This window comes from Tepidimonas sp. HKU77 (genome assembly GCF_049728535.1).
Classification (GTDB): domain Bacteria; phylum Pseudomonadota; class Gammaproteobacteria; order Burkholderiales; family Burkholderiaceae_C; genus Tepidimonas.
The window spans coordinates 265604-279420 of record NZ_CP187300.1; the positions used below are offsets into that span (position 1 = coordinate 265604).

Genomic DNA, 13817 nt, shown 5'->3' on the forward strand with positions numbered 1-13817 from the left:
GGACGTTAGCGCCCGAAGGCGGAGGCCCCGCCCAACAATGTCCACAGCCCCAGGCTGGCGAAGATGGCGGCGGCCACCCCATGCACCCAGCGAATCGGTATCCGATCGGCCAGCCGATCGCCGACGAACACCGCAGGCACGTCGGCCAGCATCATGCCCAGCGTCGTGCCGACGACCACCAGTAACGGGGCGACATAGTGCACCGCCATCGCCACGGTGGCCACCTGGGTCTTGTCCCCCATCTCGGCCAGGAAAAACGCCACCGCCGTGGCACCAAACACACCGAGCCGTTGCGCGAAGGACACCTCGTCATCGTCCACCCGATCGGGGATCAGCGTCCAGACCGCCATGCCGATGAACGACAAGCCCAACACCCAACGCAGCACCGCCGGCGAAATGGACGCCACGATCCAAGCCCCCAGCGCCCCCGCCAACGCATGGTTGACCACCGTGGCCACCAAAATGCCCCAGACGATAGGCCACGGCCGCTTGAAGCGTGCCGCCAACAAAAACGCCAACAACTGGGTTTTGTCACCCATCTCCGCCAGGGCGACAACGCCCGTGGATACGAACAACGCTTCAAGCATGGGGGATTGCCACCCCTGGGGTGGCCAATCTGGGGAGTGAAGAAACGACGGGGCGGCCCGATCAATGGGCCTCGTTGGCAGGGTTCATGCGCTGGAGACGATCGTCGCGCTCACGCAATAACCAATAGACCACGCCGAGTGCGAGGGTCGCGCCGGCCAGCGCGGCAATCTTGCCCGGGCCGATATCGGGATCCAGAATGACGAACTTACGCGACAGCGCCAGCAACGCGATCAACACGACCGTCTTGACCTGGATGATGCTGTCACGCCGCAGCGCCACGCGGATGATGGAGTGCTTGAACTCCATCGCGATCAGCAGCGTCATGATCATGCCAAAGACCGTCTGGAACACCTTGTGGTCCAACGGATTGAAGGCATCGAGCACGAGCAGCGTAAAGACCACCTGCACCAACTGCAGCAGCGACACCACCACGATGACCGCGATCACCCCGGACAGCGCCAGCGCCACCACCTGCTCGAAGCGCTCGTAAAAACTCATGACGGCCCACTCGCGCCGGAAGGTCTCGAGGGGAGACTCGGGGGACTCTGGAAGATGGGGAGGCTTCATCGGCAGATCTGTCAGTGAACCCATGGGTGCCGCGCATTATCGCCGACGCGCGGGGGTGTGACCTGCCCCCGCGGAGGGTGTCAGGATTTTTGTGTGAGGGGCCTACCATGACGATGTTCAGGAGCCCCCATGCCACGCAAGAAGACCACCCCCGCCGCGAAGCCGGACGCCATTCTTCCCGACGAGCTGCTTGAGAAGCTGATCCCCGGCCCGATGGACGCCGCCGGCGTCGAGGCCGTGTTCCAGAAGCTGAAGAAGGCCGTGATCGAGCGCGCCTTGGGGGCTGAGCTGGGCGTGCACTTGGCCAGCCCCGAGGGCGGCTGCGGGAACCATCGCAACGGCCGCAGCGGCAAGACCGTGCTGACCGACGGCGGGCCGCTGCGGATCGAGGTGCCCCGCGACCGGGCCGGCAGCTTCGAACCGCAGCTGATCCCGAAGCATGAGCGCCGGTTTGCCGGCTTTGACGACCGGATCATCTCGATGTATGCCCGCGGCATGTCGGTGCGCGAGATTCAGGGCCATCTGGCCGAGATGTACGCCATCGAGGTGTCAGCGGAGTTCATCAGCGCCGTCACCGACGCGGTGATGGCCGAGGTGGGGGCCTGGCAGGCCCGGCCGCTGGAGCCGATGTACCCGGTGGTGTTCTTCGATGCCCTGCGGGTGAAGATCCGCGAGGACGGCGTGGTGCGCAACAAGGCGGTGTATCTGGCCTTGGGCGTGCTGCCGGACGGGACCCGCGACATTCTGGGGCTTTGGATCGAGAACACCGAAGGCGCGAAGTTCTGGATGAAGGTGTTCAACGATCTCAAGACCCGCGGGGTCACGGACCTGCTGATCGGCGTGGCCGACGGCCTGAAGGGCCTGCCGGAGGCACTGGAGGCGGTGTTTCCGGCCACGACCCTGCAGACCTGCATCGTGCACCTGATCCGCAACAGCCTCGACTATGCGAGCTGGAAGGACCGTAAGGCGCTGGCCGCGGCGATCAAGCCGATCTACACCGCACCGAGCGCGGAGGCCGCCGAGCGCGCGCTGGACGCGTTCGAGGCAGGGCCGTGGGGCCAGCGCTTCCCGACCGTGGTCGCGGCCTGGCGGCGGGCGTGGAGCCGGGTGATCCCGTTCTTCGCGTTCCCGCCCGAAGTGCGGCGGATCATCTACACCACCAACGCCATCGAGAGCGTGCATTCGCGGTTACGCAAGATCATCAAGAGCCGCGGGCACTTCCCAAGCGACGAGGCGGCCACCAAGCTGATCTGGCTGGCCTTGCGCAACATCACCGCGGACTGGAAGCGGGCGAGCAAGGAGTGGAAATCGGCGATGAACCAGTTCGCGATACTATACGGCGACCGCTTCACCCTCGCACCACGCTGAACGACACGAGGACAGATTCAGAAACCGCCCCACACACAAAAAACAGGACATCCCCCCCCCGCCAGCCGTACCATGGTCAACGGGTAAATCTCATCAATTCAGAAGACTGACGGATACGAACGACGCAGGTTCCAGAAACGGTCGGTCGATGCCCCCCTGGACACCCCCATCCTCGAGGATGTCGTCAGGGTCAAACCTGCCGTGCGAGCGGTTCCGATAGCGGATGACGCCAGCCAGGAGTCCGTAGCACCTTGATGAAGCGTCAACCCCGGGCGTCCCCCATCCGTTGGAACGATCAACGGGGGGCAGGTCGAAACCTTTCTCAGTCACTCGCGCAAACCCCCACGCCCGCATCGCCGCGCCGCCAGCAAGGGACGGGTTCGCCGCGGGCGCGGTGGGGGATGCCATCGGCGTCGAGCCGCGCGGATGGGAGCGAAAGGTGTCGTTTTTCTCGTGTGCGTGGCCGGCGGCGCAGCGGCCCATTCTGCAAATACCGCGCAGACGCGCTCGTACCCCATGCGCGCCGTCGCCTTGCCCTCCCCCGCGACCGCCCCCATGCCGCTGCCGCCCGGCCACGCACCGCTACACCATCTGCTCACCACCCATTTGCCCAGACGCCATCGAGAAACACCTCCGTCAGTTCGAGCACCGCGCCGGCGCGACGGTACACGCAGCGTCGCGCGTGGGGCGCGCGGGCATCGGCACCGAGTCGCGCGAAGCGCAAAGGCCCGCGCTCGATGTCGCCGAGCTCGAACAGCAACTCGCCCAAGGGCCGATCGCCCAGCTGCTGCACCTCGCACCACGGGTTGTCGGGGCCCCAGCCGGGAATGCAGGTGCGCGCCGCGATGCGCGGCCGACCCGCCGCGACCAGCCGCACGCACCGCTCCCAGACCGGCCGGCCCTCGGCCAAGCCGGCCGCCGCCTCCGCTCCTCGAGCGCCCTCGAACAAACGCTCCACCGTCACCGGCCCAAAGGCGTCGCGCAGCCGCTGCGTGAGCGAGCCGCGCTCGTTGAGCCACCCGGCCGCTTGCGGCGAGAGCGGCCCAAACGCCTGCGTGGCGTCGTCATACCAAGGCGATCCAGCCGACTGGCGCAATAGGGCCGTGAGTGCATCAGGGTTGAGGGTCATGGGGCATGGGGCAGGCGCGGATGACGGAACAGGGGCCGTACTGTAGGGCAGGCGGCTGGCTGGGCCATCGACAAGCGCGGCCTGGACGTTACGATGCTTGGGTGCGGGGCAGGTCACTGCTGTAGTGAGGAAACCCTGCGGCACAATGCCATCGACACTGTGCTGACCGTCCGCCGCTGATCATGAGCATTCCCAGCTACGACCAGTTCATCGAGCCGATTTTGCGATTTCTTGCGGCGCACCCCGAGGGCGCTCGTGCCCGCGATGCGATGGAGGCGGCAGCCGATGCGCTTGGCCTGACCGAGGCCGACCGCCTGGCGATGCTGCCCAGCGGCATGCAGGCGGTGTATCGCAATCGAGCGGGCTGGGCGCATGACCGTCTCAAGCGCGCGGGGCTCTCTTCGAGCCCGCGTCGTGGCTTTTGGAGAATCACCCCTGAAGGCCTCGCGCTCGCGCAGCATGCCCAGCCTTTACCGCCGGAAGAAATCGAGCGCATCGCGATTGCCAACGTAGACGTGCGCCTGCGTACCGGTGCCGAGGGGTCTGCCAAAGAGGGCGACCACTTAGCGCCACCGCAGACCCCGGCGCTGGCAAGCCCGCAGGATCGGCTCGACGGTGCGCTGCAGGAACTGCGCAGTGCCGTCGCTGCCGAATTACTCGAGGCTCTGTCGCGGGTGTCACCCACCGACTTCGAGGGTATCGTTCTCGAACTGCTGCTGCGCATGGGGTATGGCGCGAGCCGCGACGATCTGCAGCGTGTCGGTGGCAGCGGCGACGGCGGCATCGACGGGATCATCTCGCTCGACAAGCTCGGACTCGAGAAGGTCTATGTCCAAGCCAAACGCTGGCAGGGCACGGTGGGTCGCCCCGAAATTCAAGCCTTCTACGGCGCGCTGGCCGGGCAGCGTGCGCGCAAAGGTGTGTTCATCACCACCTCGGGCTACACGGTACAAGCGCTGGAGTTCGCGCGCTCGGTCGAGAACATCGTTCTGGTCGACGGCGCGCGACTGGCTGCGCTGATGATCGAGCACGAGGTCGGTGTGAGCGCGCAGGTGCTCAAAGTGCCGCGCTTCGACTCCGACTACTTCGACGAAGACATTCGCTGAATGTCATCCAACAAAAACGGCGCCTGAAGCGCTGTTTGCGCAGTGCGGCGCCGTCCTCCATCTGGCCGATGCGATGTCGCCCGCGTGGATCTGAGCAATGCGGCCACGGTGCTGGCGCAGTTACCGACGGCCTTCGAGCACTTCAACGAGGTGCATCCGCACTCGTCGTTGAAAATGCGCCCACCCCGAGAGTTTCGGCGGCATCCGGCCGCCCAGGCACGCCGCTCAACCGTCCAGGAAGCGGTGTTACATTGCGAATAGGATGGGGCCGGAGATATGGGGGCAAGATCAGAAGTCACGCCATCACCACTTGCGTGCGCACCTCGACCTTGAGTGCGCGCTTGATGGCTGCAAACACCGCAGAGATGTTGCTCATGGTCGGGTTGCCCGACTGAGACAGCATCCGGTGCAGGCTCTTGGCAGGCTTGTGAATTTCCTCGGCCAGCGCCTCGAAGCCAACTGTGGCGTTCACCAGGTCGCGAAGGATTAGTTTGGCCGATTCGGGCTCACCATTGACGAACAGGGTGATGGCTTCGTCCAGAAGCGCCTGTGCAAAGGCCGGATCGTTTTGCACGCGCGCGGCCACGGTTTCTTTGAAATCACGGGTCAGTGCCATGTTTACTTTCCTTTCTGGGTTGATGTCTTGCGGCGCTTGTAGTCTTCCCACAGCGCCACCGCCTGGTCGATGTCCTGCTGCTGACGCTTCTTGGTGCCGCCACCGATCAGGATGATGATCTTCAGACCATCCTTGGCCAGGTAGATGCGCAAGCCCGGCCCCCAATCGATCTTGTACTCACCGATGCCACGGAACCACTCAACGTTGGACAGGTTGCCCTGTTCCATCCGGCTCACGGCTACGCGTACCTTGGCGGCTGCAACGGCTTCCAGCGATCCAAACCACTCCGCAAAGGGGCTGTCGCCATCGTCCAGCAGTAGTTCTTTGATCTGGTAGCTCATGGTTTGAATGGTAACGTATAAGTTACTATTCTGCCAGCGCGACAGGTTTGATGCCTGGCTGATCGCCTTGGTTGACGATGAACTGCCGAGCGTAAGTTGTTGATTCGTATAGTGCTAAAACTGCGCCTCACCCGCAGGCCAATCAGAGAAAAGAGACGGCACTGGCCGAGAAAGTGGCCAGTGCCGATCGTTTGGGCAGATGGCGGCCCGCCGCACCGGTTGCAGGAACCCCGCGCGACGCGGGAGTTTTCAGCAAGAGAAAGGGCCCGGAGACCATCCGAGCCCTTGTGTTTGGTGGAGCTGGGGGGGATCGAACCCCCGTCCGCAAGCCTTCTACGCGCAGTTCTACATGTGTAGCCGTCTGTTTTGGGTCTCGTCCCGGGCGTCGCGCAGCGGCACGCTACGCCCGTGACCAGCAACCTTGGATCTCACCGTGCGGCAAGTTGCCCGCCGCACGACCAGCCGAAATGAGTGTTCCTTGCTGCTGGAAAACCTGACGGTCTTCACAGCCCGGCCGCTCGGCCGACCGGTGCAAGGCTCGCCGGATTAGGCGGCGAGGGCGAAACGTTCGTCGTTCGCAGTTACTTTTTTGCTGCGGTTTAACGAGGTGACAGCACCTCGACATGCCCTGCTGCGTGTCCGAACCCACGTCGAAACCAATGCAGCCCCGTGCTTACTTAGTGTAAGCCAATTCCAGAAAGTTCAACAGGTCGAGCGGCGCGTCGATCACGGCGTCCGCGCCCCAGGCATCGACATCCGCGCCCACGCCCAGGTAGCCCCAGCGTACCGCCACGGTCGGCATACCGGCGGCGCGGCCAGCCTCGATATCGCGCTCGTCATCACCGACGTAGACGCATGCCTGCGCGGGCACCCCCAGCCGCCGCGCCGCCTCCAGCAGCGGCGCCGGATGCGGCTTGGCGTACGGGGTGGTGTCACCGCCGATGATCGTCGCGGCGGACGCGAACAGCGGCAATGACGCCGTCAGCGGCAAGGCAAAGCGCTCCACCTTGTTGGTCACCACTCCCCACGGCAGCGATGCCTGCGCCAGCGCCTCGATCAGCTCGGGCACGCCATCGAAGGGCTGTGTGCGCCGCCTCATCACCTCGCCATAGAGGTCGAGGTATTCGGTGCGATACGCCTCGTATTCCGGGTGCGCGGGCGTGAGGCCAAAGGCGGCTTCGATCATGCCGCGCGCGCCGCTGCTCGCACGTGGGCGGTAGATGGCCTCCTCCAGCGGTGGCATGCCCCGCCGCTCGCGCATCACATTGGCCGCGTGTCCCAAGTCAGGGGCGGTGTCGAGCAGCGTGCCGTCCAGGTCGAACAACACCGCGCGCAAGCCGGTGCGACCGATCATGCGCCCTCCCGCCGGGTGGCCACCAGGTAATTGACGCTGGTGTCGTCGTGCAGCCAGTAGCGGCGCGTCAGCGGGTTGTAGCCCAGCCCGCGCATCGCCTGGATTTGCAAGCCCGCGCGTCGGCAGTCGGCCGCCAGTTCGCTGGGGCGGATGAATTTTCGGTACTCGTGCGTGCCCCGGGGCAACAAGCGCAGCACATACTCGGCGCCCACGATGGCAAACAGAAACGACTTTGGGTTGCGGTTGAGCGTGGAGAAAAAGACCCACCCGCCCGGCTTGACGAGCGTGGCGCAGGCTTGAACGACGGACGCAGGATCGGGCACGTGCTCGAGCATTTCCATGCAGGTCACGACGTCGAACTGCGCGGGCTGCTCGGCCGCCAGCGTCTCGGCGCTGACGGGGCGATAGCTCACCCCCTGCACGCCCTGCTCCAGCGCATGCAGTTGCGCGACCTTCAGGGCTTTGTCGGCCAGATCGATCCCCAACACCTGCGCCCCTTGCCGCGCCATCGCCTCGGCCAGGATGCCGCCGCCGCAGCCGACATCCACGATGTGTCGTCCCTTCAATGGACCAACCAGCGATTCGATCCAGGCCAAGCGCAGCGGGTTGATCTGGTGCAAGGGGCGAAATTCGCTGTCGGGATCCCACCAGCGGTGGGCCAGTTCGGAAAATTTGGCCAGCTCGGCCGCATCGGCATTCAGCGGGGTGTCCATGCGCCGATTATGGCGTGCCACGACCCACGTCGGCGCGCGCGGACAACAAAAAGCCCCGCCGCAGCGGGGCTCTGGCCGAAGGCGGACCCGAATCAGCGGGTGCCGACCACTTCGATTTCGACGCGACGGTTCTTGGCACGACCTTCGCGAGTGCGGTTGTCGGCCACCGGCTGGGTTTCACCCTTACCCTCCGTGTAGATACGGTTGGCGTCGATACCCTTGCTGACCAGGTAGGCCTTGACCGCTTCGGCGCGGCGCACCGACAGCTTCTGGTTGTAGCCTTCAGGCCCGGTCGCATCGGTGTGACCCACCGCGATCACGACTTCCAGCTTGATGCCCTTGACCTTCTCGGCCAGGTCGTCCAGGCGGGCTTTGCCCTCAGGCTTGAGGACAGCCTTGTCGAAGTCGAAGAACGCCTCGGCCGCATAGGTAACCTTGGCCGGCGCCGCCGGGGCAGGTGCCGGGGCCGGCGCAGGGGCAGGAGCCGGGGCGGGCGCAGCAGCCGGAGCGGGAGCCGGTGCGGGCGCAGGGGCAGGCGCCGGAGCCGGCGCCGGAGCCGGCACGATCGCGCCATCACATCCCTTGGCCGCGGTCGCAGGGGTCCAGCTGGAGTTGCGCCAGCACAGCTCGTTGGTGCCGTTTTTCCACACCAGATCACCGGTGCCGTTGCGCCAGTTGTCGATGGTTTGGGCGCCGGCGCCAGAAGCCATGGCGGCCGTCGCGAACAGCGCTGCGATGCGGGTGAGTTTATTCATTGGATTCCTCTTGGTCTAGGGGACGGATCGTGGATGGATCGAGCCAGTAAAGACCCGTTACCCAAAGGGAATGGGCGAATCGACTGGCTGTCAGTTCATTTTGCCACAAACGAACCGATTGCCAAGCGCCAGCGACGCCCACGCGACCCGCGCGCGTTTTCGTGCCCTCGTCTGTTGCATGCAGGCAACGTTTCGCCCCGCCGAGCGGGCGGCACACGAGCCATGGGCCGGTGATCGTGTTCCTTACAATACGCAGCATCAGTCGCCGGGGCCCTCCGGCGGTATTTGGCGGGTCGCCACGGCCGTGCGGCGCTACCCGCCCTCATGCGGCGTTGCCATGACCTCGTTTGCCAAAGAAACCCTCCCCGTCAGTCTCGAAGAGGAGATGCGCCGCAGCTACCTCGATTACGCGATGAGCGTAATCGTGGGGCGCGCGCTGCCCGACGCCCGCGACGGCTTGAAGCCCGTGCACCGGCGCGTGCTCTATGCCATGCACGAGCTGGGCAACGACTGGAACCGGCCGTACAAGAAGTCGGCCCGCATCGTCGGCGACGTCATCGGTAAATACCACCCGCACGGCGACAGCGCGGTCTACGACACCATCGTGCGCATGGCACAGGATTTTTCGCTGCGCCACATGCTGGTCGATGGCCAGGGCAACTTCGGCTCGGTCGACGGCGACGCTGCCGCCGCCATGCGCTACACCGAAATCCGCCTGGCCAAGATCGCGCACGAGATGCTGGCCGACATCGACAAGGAAACGGTGGATTTCGGCCCCAACTATGATGGCAGCGAAAAAGAGCCACTGGTGCTGCCGACGCGCTTGCCGAACCTGCTGGTCAACGGCTCGGCTGGCATCGCGGTGGGCATGGCCACCAACATCCCCCCGCACAACCTGAACGAGGTGGTGGACGCCTGCTTGCACCTGCTGGCGCACCCGGACGCGTCGGTGGACGACCTGATGCAGATCATCCCGGCGCCGGACTTTCCCACCGCCGGCATCATCTATGGCATTCAGGGCGTGCGCGAGGGCTACCGCACCGGGCGTGGCCGCGTCGTCATGCGTGCGCGCTGCCACTTCGAGGACATCGACCGCGGCCAGCGGCAGGCCATCATCGTCGACGAGATCCCGTACCAGGTCAACAAAAAGGTGCTGCTCGAGCGCATCGCCGAGTTGGTACGCGACAAACGCATCGAGGGCATCAGCCACATCCAGGACGAGTCCGACAAGTCCGGCATGCGCGTGGTCATCGAGCTCAAGCGCGGCGAAGTGCCGGAGGTGGTACTCAACAACCTGTATAAGCACACCCAGCTGCAGGATACGTTCGGCATCAACATGGTGGCGCTGGTCGATGGCCAGCCCAAGCTGTGCAACCTGAAGCAGCTGCTCGACATCTTCCTGCAGCACCGGCGCGAGGTGGTGACGCGGCGCACGGTGTTCGAGCTGCGCAAGGCGCGCGAGCGTGGCCACGTGCTCGAAGGCCTGGCGGTGGCGCTGGCCAACATCGACGAGTTCATCCGCATCATCCGCGAAAGCCCGACCCCGCCGGTGGCCAAAACCGAGCTGATGGCGCGCCGTTGGGACAGCGCGCTGGTGCGCCAGATGCTCACCCGCGCCCGCGCCGACGGCAGCGTGGTCAACGCCGATGACTACCGCCCCGAGGGCCTGCCGCGCCAGTACGGTCTGCAGTCCGACGGGCTGTACGCGCTGTCGGAGACGCAGGCGCAGGAGATCCTGCAGATGCGGCTGCAGCGGCTGACGGGGCTGGAGCAAGACAAGATCGTTGCTGAGTACCGGGAGGTCATGGCGCACATCGACGACCTGCTCGACATCCTGGCGCGGCCCGAGCGGGTGACGCAGATCATTGCCGAGGAGCTGCGCGCCATCCGCGCCGAGTTCGGCCAAACCCCCGCCGGCGCGCGGCGCAGCCAGATCGAGCACGACGCCCAGGAGCTCGACACCGAAGACCTGATCACCCCGCAGGACATGGTGGTGACCCTGTCGCACGCGGGCTACATCAAGGCCCAGCCGCTGTCCGAGTACCGCGCGCAGCGCCGCGGCGGCCGTGGCAAACAGGCGACCGCAACGAAGGAGGACGACTGGATCGACCAGCTCTTCATCGCCAACACGCACGACTGGATCCTGTGCTTTTCCAACCGGGGGCGGCTGTACTGGCTCAAAGTGTGGGAGGTGCCGTCGGGCTCGCGCGGCTCGCGGGGCCGACCCATCGTCAACATGTTCCCGCTGGCCGAAGGGGAAAAGATCACCGTCGTGTTGCCACTGACCGGCGAGTCGCGCCGCTTCCCCGCGGATCGTTACGTCTTCATGGCCACGGCACAGGGGGTGGTCAAAAAGACGGCGCTGGATGAGTTTTCCAACCCGCGCAAGGCCGGCATCATTGCCGTCGATCTGGACGAGGGTGACTACCTCATTGGCGCGGCGCTAACCGACGGAGCGCACGACGTGATGTTGTTCTCCGATGGTGGCAAGGCGGTTCGCTTCGACGAAAACGACGTGCGCCCGATGGGCCGGCAGGCGCGCGGGGTCAAGGGCATGACGCTGGAAGAAGGTCAGCGCGTCATCGCCATGCTGGTGGCCGAGGACGAATCGCAAAGTGTGCTGACCGCCACCGAAAACGGCTACGGCAAGCGCACCCCGATCGCTGAATATACGCGCCACGGCCGCGGCACCAAGGGGATGATCGCCATCCAGCAAAGCGAGCGCAACGGCCGCGTGGTGGCGGCCACGCTGGTGCGGCCGGAGGACGAGATCATGCTCATCACCGACCGTGGCGTGCTGGTGCGCACGCGCGTGGCCGAAATCCGTGAGATGGGCCGCGCCACGCAGGGTGTCACACTCATCAGTCTGGACGACGGCGACCGCTTGAGCGGCCTACAACGCATCGCCGACAGCGACGCCGGGGACGACCCCGCGGCCGATGTCGAGCCGGTGGAGACCTGACGCCATGCCCCGCCCCTACAACTTTTCGGCCGGGCCCGCCACCATGCCCGAGCCCGTGCTGCAACAAGCCGCCGCCGAGATGCTGGACTGGCATGGCTGCGGCATGGGTGTGATGGAGATGAGCCACCGCGGCGTGCACTTTGGCGAAATCCTGGCGCAGGCCGAGGCCGACTTGCGCGCGCTGCTGGCCATCCCGGCGCACTTCAAGGTGCTGTTTTCGCAAGGCGGCGCGCTGGCGCACAACGCGATGGTGCCGCTCAACCTGGCGGGCCGACACCCGCAGCGCGCCATCGACGTCGTCGTCACCGGTGCGTGGAGCCAAAAATCGGCGCAGGAAGCGCGTCGCTACGGCGATGTCCACATCGCCGCCAGCGGCCAGGCCGAAGGCTTCGTGCACATCCCCAACCCCGCGACCTGGCAGCTGCGCACCCAGCCCGCCTATGTGCACCTGTGCAGTAACGAGACCATCCACGGCGTGGAGTTTCACACCCTACCTGACTTGGCCGCGCTGGGCTGCGACGCGCCCTTGGTCATCGATTTTTCATCGCACGTGCTGTCGCGACCGATCGACTGGTCGCGTGTGGGGCTGGCCTTTGGTGGGGCGCAAAAAAATATCGGGCCCGCAGGGCTGACGCTGGTCGTGGTGCGCGAGGATCTGCTCGGCCACGCCTTACCTATCTGCCCAACCGTATTCGACTACCGGGTGTTGGCTGAGCAACAGTCCATGGCGAATACGCCACCCACTTATGCCATTTACATGGCCGGGCTGGTGTTTCGCTGGCTACTGGCACAGCAAGAAGACGGCCTGCAAGGCGTAGCCGCCATGGAGGCGCGGGCGTGCAAACGCGCCCAACGGCTGTACGACTGCATCGACCGCTCGGCGCTGTACATCAACCCGGTTGATCCCTCGTGTCGCTCGCGCATGAACGTCCCGTTCTTTCTGCGCGGCGACGATGGGCAACCGCTGCGCGATGCCTCTCACCCGCGCAACCAGGCGTTTTTGCAAGGGGCCCAGGCGCGCGGACTGCTGCAGCTCAAGGGCCACAAGTCGGTGGGAGGCATGCGTGCCAGCCTCTACAACGCCATGCCGATGGCGGGGGTGGAGGCGCTCGTCGAGTACATGCAAGAGTTCGAGCGCCGCGCGTAAATTGCGGCGAACGCACCGCCACCGTCTTCTATGACCGAATCCACCCCCCCAACGAGCCCCCCCGGCCAACCGGTGCCGCCCGTCGCCAGCCCGCGCCTGCTGGCGTTGCGGCAACAGATCGACGCCATCGACCACCAACTGTTGGCGCTGCTCAATGAGCGTGCGCGCATCGCCCAGCAGGTGGGCGAGGTCAAACGCGCCGAGGGTTCGCCCTTCTTCCGGCCGGATCGGGTGGCCCAGGTCATCGCCAACATCGAAGCCGCCAACCGCGGCCCCCTGCGTAACCAGCACGTGGCCGCCATCTGGCGCGAAATCATGTCCGCCTGTCTGGCGCTGGAGGCGCCCCTGCGCGTGGCGGTGCTCGGCCCCGAGGGGACGTTCTGTGAACAGGCCGCGATCGATTACTTCGGTAGCGCGGCTGACCTGATCTACTGCCCCAGTTTCGACGAGGTCTTTCATGCCACGGCGGCGGGCACGGCCCAGTTTGGCGTAGTGGGGGTAGAAAACTCCACCGAGGGCGTCGTGGCACGCTCGCTCGACTTGTTCCTGCGCTCGCCCGTGCACATCGTGGGCGAGATCAGCCTGCTCGTGCGCCACAACCTGCTACGGCAGTCGCCCAGCCTGGAGGGCATCGAGGTGGTGATGGCGCACCCCCAGGCGCTGGCCCAATGTCAGGGCTGGCTGTCGACCCACCTGCCGCACGCCGAGCGGCGGGCGGTGAGCAGCAATGCCGAGGGCGCGCGCCTGGCCACCACGAATCCGGCCTGGGCGGCGATCGCCAGCGAACGCGCCGCCGCGCAGTACGCCCTGCATATCGTGGCCCATGCCATCCAGGACGAAGCGTACAACCGCACGCGCTTTGCCATCATCTGCCTTCCACAAACCATGGCCATGCCGGCAGCCAGCGGACGCGACTGCACCAGCATCGTGGTGTCGGTGCCCAACCGCCCCGGGGCGGTGCACGACTTGCTCAAGCCGCTCAAGGAACACGGCGTGTCGATGACTCGCTTCGAATCACGGCCCGCCAAGTCCGGGCAGTGGGAGTATTACTTCTACATCGACATCGCCGGCCATCCGTCACAGCCGCACGTGGCCGCCGCGCTGCAAGAGTTGCAGGGCCTGTGCGCGTTCTACAAGATGCTGGGCGCGTACCCGGTGTCGGAGTAATACC

13 protein-coding genes, 1 other RNA gene and 1 pseudogene are annotated in these 13817 nt (G+C 65.7%); 6 read left to right on the forward strand and 9 right to left on the reverse strand.

Annotation, left to right across the window (positions count from 1 at the left end):
• Positions 1–5: 5 nt before the first annotated feature.
• Together ACPP3B_RS01175 and ACPP3B_RS01180 are read right to left on the reverse strand one after the other, a co-directional pair.
• Positions 6–587 carry a TMEM165/GDT1 family protein gene (locus tag ACPP3B_RS01175; protein WP_424859494.1) on the reverse strand — a complete coding sequence of 194 codons (582 nt, stop codon included), beginning with the start codon at positions 585–587 and terminating at the stop codon, positions 6–8.
• A gap of 61 nt (positions 588–648) precedes the next feature.
• Positions 649–1155 (reverse strand): phosphate-starvation-inducible PsiE family protein, encoded by a 507-nt coding sequence (locus tag ACPP3B_RS01180; RefSeq protein WP_424859495.1) that lies wholly within the window; start codon positions 1153–1155, stop codon positions 649–651.
• 129 nt (positions 1156–1284) lie between these two features.
• Here ACPP3B_RS01180 and ACPP3B_RS01185 point away from each other — a divergent pair, with 129 nt between their 5' ends.
• The gene (locus ACPP3B_RS01185; RefSeq protein WP_132963481.1) at positions 1285–2523 is read left to right on the forward strand and encodes an IS256 family transposase; all 1239 of its coding nucleotides are present in this window, start codon (positions 1285–1287) and stop codon (positions 2521–2523) included.
• A gap of 595 nt (positions 2524–3118) precedes the next feature.
• Here the strand turns inward: ACPP3B_RS01185 and ACPP3B_RS01190 are convergent.
• Positions 3119–3652 (reverse strand): chorismate--pyruvate lyase family protein, encoded by a 534-nt coding sequence (locus tag ACPP3B_RS01190; protein ID WP_299018452.1) that lies wholly within the window; start codon positions 3650–3652, stop codon positions 3119–3121.
• A gap of 182 nt (positions 3653–3834) precedes the next feature.
• On the opposite strand from ACPP3B_RS01190, the gene ACPP3B_RS01195 reads away from it, so the two are divergent.
• A complete protein-coding gene (locus tag ACPP3B_RS01195) occupies positions 3835–4758 on the forward strand; it encodes a restriction endonuclease (protein ID WP_299018455.1) in 924 nt (307 codons plus the stop codon).
• Between the two features lie 75 nt (positions 4759–4833).
• Positions 4834–5019: pseudogene (locus tag ACPP3B_RS01200) on the forward strand (integrase core domain-containing protein); the annotation flags it as partial.
• A 34-nt stretch (positions 5020–5053) separates the two neighbouring features.
• Here ACPP3B_RS01200 and ACPP3B_RS01205 read toward each other — a convergent pair.
• The 6 genes from ACPP3B_RS01205 to ompA all read right to left on the reverse strand — a co-directional run bounded on the left by ACPP3B_RS01205 (position 5054) and on the right by ompA (position 8537).
• On the reverse strand, positions 5054–5374 hold the full coding sequence (locus ACPP3B_RS01205; protein WP_299018458.1) for a DNA-binding protein: 321 nt from the start codon (positions 5372–5374) through the stop codon (positions 5054–5056).
• Between the two features lie 2 nt (positions 5375–5376).
• Entirely contained in the window at positions 5377–5715 is a 339-nt protein-coding gene (locus ACPP3B_RS01210; RefSeq protein ID WP_299018460.1) for a type II toxin-antitoxin system RelE/ParE family toxin, read from the reverse strand.
• 292 nt (positions 5716–6007) lie between these two features.
• Positions 6008–6384: a transfer-messenger RNA gene (gene ssrA, locus ACPP3B_RS01215) on the reverse strand.
• 4 nt (positions 6385–6388) lie between these two features.
• Positions 6389–7069 carry an HAD-IA family hydrolase gene (locus tag ACPP3B_RS01220; protein WP_299018462.1) on the reverse strand — a complete coding sequence of 227 codons (681 nt, stop codon included), beginning with the start codon at positions 7067–7069 and terminating at the stop codon, positions 6389–6391.
• Entirely contained in the window at positions 7066–7782 is a 717-nt protein-coding gene (ubiG, locus tag ACPP3B_RS01225) for a bifunctional 2-polyprenyl-6-hydroxyphenol methylase/3-demethylubiquinol 3-O-methyltransferase UbiG (protein ID WP_299018464.1), read from the reverse strand. The genes ACPP3B_RS01220 and ubiG overlap by 4 nt, the downstream gene beginning before the upstream one ends.
• 92 nt (positions 7783–7874) lie before the next feature.
• Positions 7875–8537: an outer membrane protein OmpA gene (ompA, locus tag ACPP3B_RS01230; RefSeq protein WP_299018466.1), complete on the reverse strand. Its 663-nt coding sequence runs from the start codon at positions 8535–8537 to the stop codon at positions 7875–7877.
• Between the two features lie 337 nt (positions 8538–8874).
• Between ompA and gyrA the strand changes: the two genes are divergently transcribed.
• The 3 genes from gyrA to pheA are packed head-to-tail and all read left to right on the forward strand — an operon-like array spanning position 8875 to position 13813.
• A complete protein-coding gene (gene gyrA / locus ACPP3B_RS01235; protein ID WP_424859496.1) occupies positions 8875–11499 on the forward strand; it encodes a DNA gyrase subunit A in 2625 nt (874 codons plus the stop codon).
• Between the two features lie 4 nt (positions 11500–11503).
• A complete protein-coding gene (gene serC, locus ACPP3B_RS01240; protein WP_299018470.1) occupies positions 11504–12646 on the forward strand; it encodes a 3-phosphoserine/phosphohydroxythreonine transaminase in 1143 nt (380 codons plus the stop codon).
• Between the two features lie 30 nt (positions 12647–12676).
• On the forward strand, positions 12677–13813 hold the full coding sequence (gene pheA / locus ACPP3B_RS01245) for a prephenate dehydratase (protein ID WP_299018472.1): 1137 nt from the start codon (positions 12677–12679) through the stop codon (positions 13811–13813).
• Positions 13814–13817: the final 4 nt, after the last annotated feature.

Excerpts from the sequence above, each read along its gene's own strand:
- ACPP3B_RS01175 (WP_424859494.1), bottom strand. The coding sequence starts at position 587 with ATGCTTGAAGCGTTGTTCGTATCCACGGGCGTTGTCGCCCTGGCGGAG.
- ACPP3B_RS01180 (WP_424859495.1), bottom strand. The coding sequence starts at position 1,155 with ATGAAGCCTCCCCATCTTCCAGAGTCCCCCGAGTCTCCCCTCGAGACC.
- ACPP3B_RS01185 (WP_132963481.1), top strand. The coding sequence starts at position 1,285 with ATGCCACGCAAGAAGACCACCCCCGCCGCGAAGCCGGACGCCATTCTT.
- ACPP3B_RS01190 (WP_299018452.1), bottom strand. The coding sequence starts at position 3,652 with ATGACCCTCAACCCTGATGCACTCACGGCCCTATTGCGCCAGTCGGCT.
- ACPP3B_RS01195 (WP_299018455.1), top strand. The coding sequence starts at position 3,835 with ATGAGCATTCCCAGCTACGACCAGTTCATCGAGCCGATTTTGCGATTT.
- ACPP3B_RS01205 (WP_299018458.1), bottom strand. The coding sequence starts at position 5,374 with ATGGCACTGACCCGTGATTTCAAAGAAACCGTGGCCGCGCGCGTGCAA.
- ACPP3B_RS01210 (WP_299018460.1), bottom strand. The coding sequence starts at position 5,715 with ATGAGCTACCAGATCAAAGAACTACTGCTGGACGATGGCGACAGCCCC.
- ACPP3B_RS01220 (WP_299018462.1), bottom strand. The coding sequence starts at position 7,069 with ATGATCGGTCGCACCGGCTTGCGCGCGGTGTTGTTCGACCTGGACGGC.
- ubiG (WP_299018464.1), bottom strand. The coding sequence starts at position 7,782 with ATGGACACCCCGCTGAATGCCGATGCGGCCGAGCTGGCCAAATTTTCC.
- ompA (WP_299018466.1), bottom strand. The coding sequence starts at position 8,537 with ATGAATAAACTCACCCGCATCGCAGCGCTGTTCGCGACGGCCGCCATG.
- gyrA (WP_424859496.1), top strand. The coding sequence starts at position 8,875 with ATGACCTCGTTTGCCAAAGAAACCCTCCCCGTCAGTCTCGAAGAGGAG.
- serC (WP_299018470.1), top strand. The coding sequence starts at position 11,504 with ATGCCCCGCCCCTACAACTTTTCGGCCGGGCCCGCCACCATGCCCGAG.
- pheA (WP_299018472.1), top strand. The coding sequence starts at position 12,677 with ATGACCGAATCCACCCCCCCAACGAGCCCCCCCGGCCAACCGGTGCCG.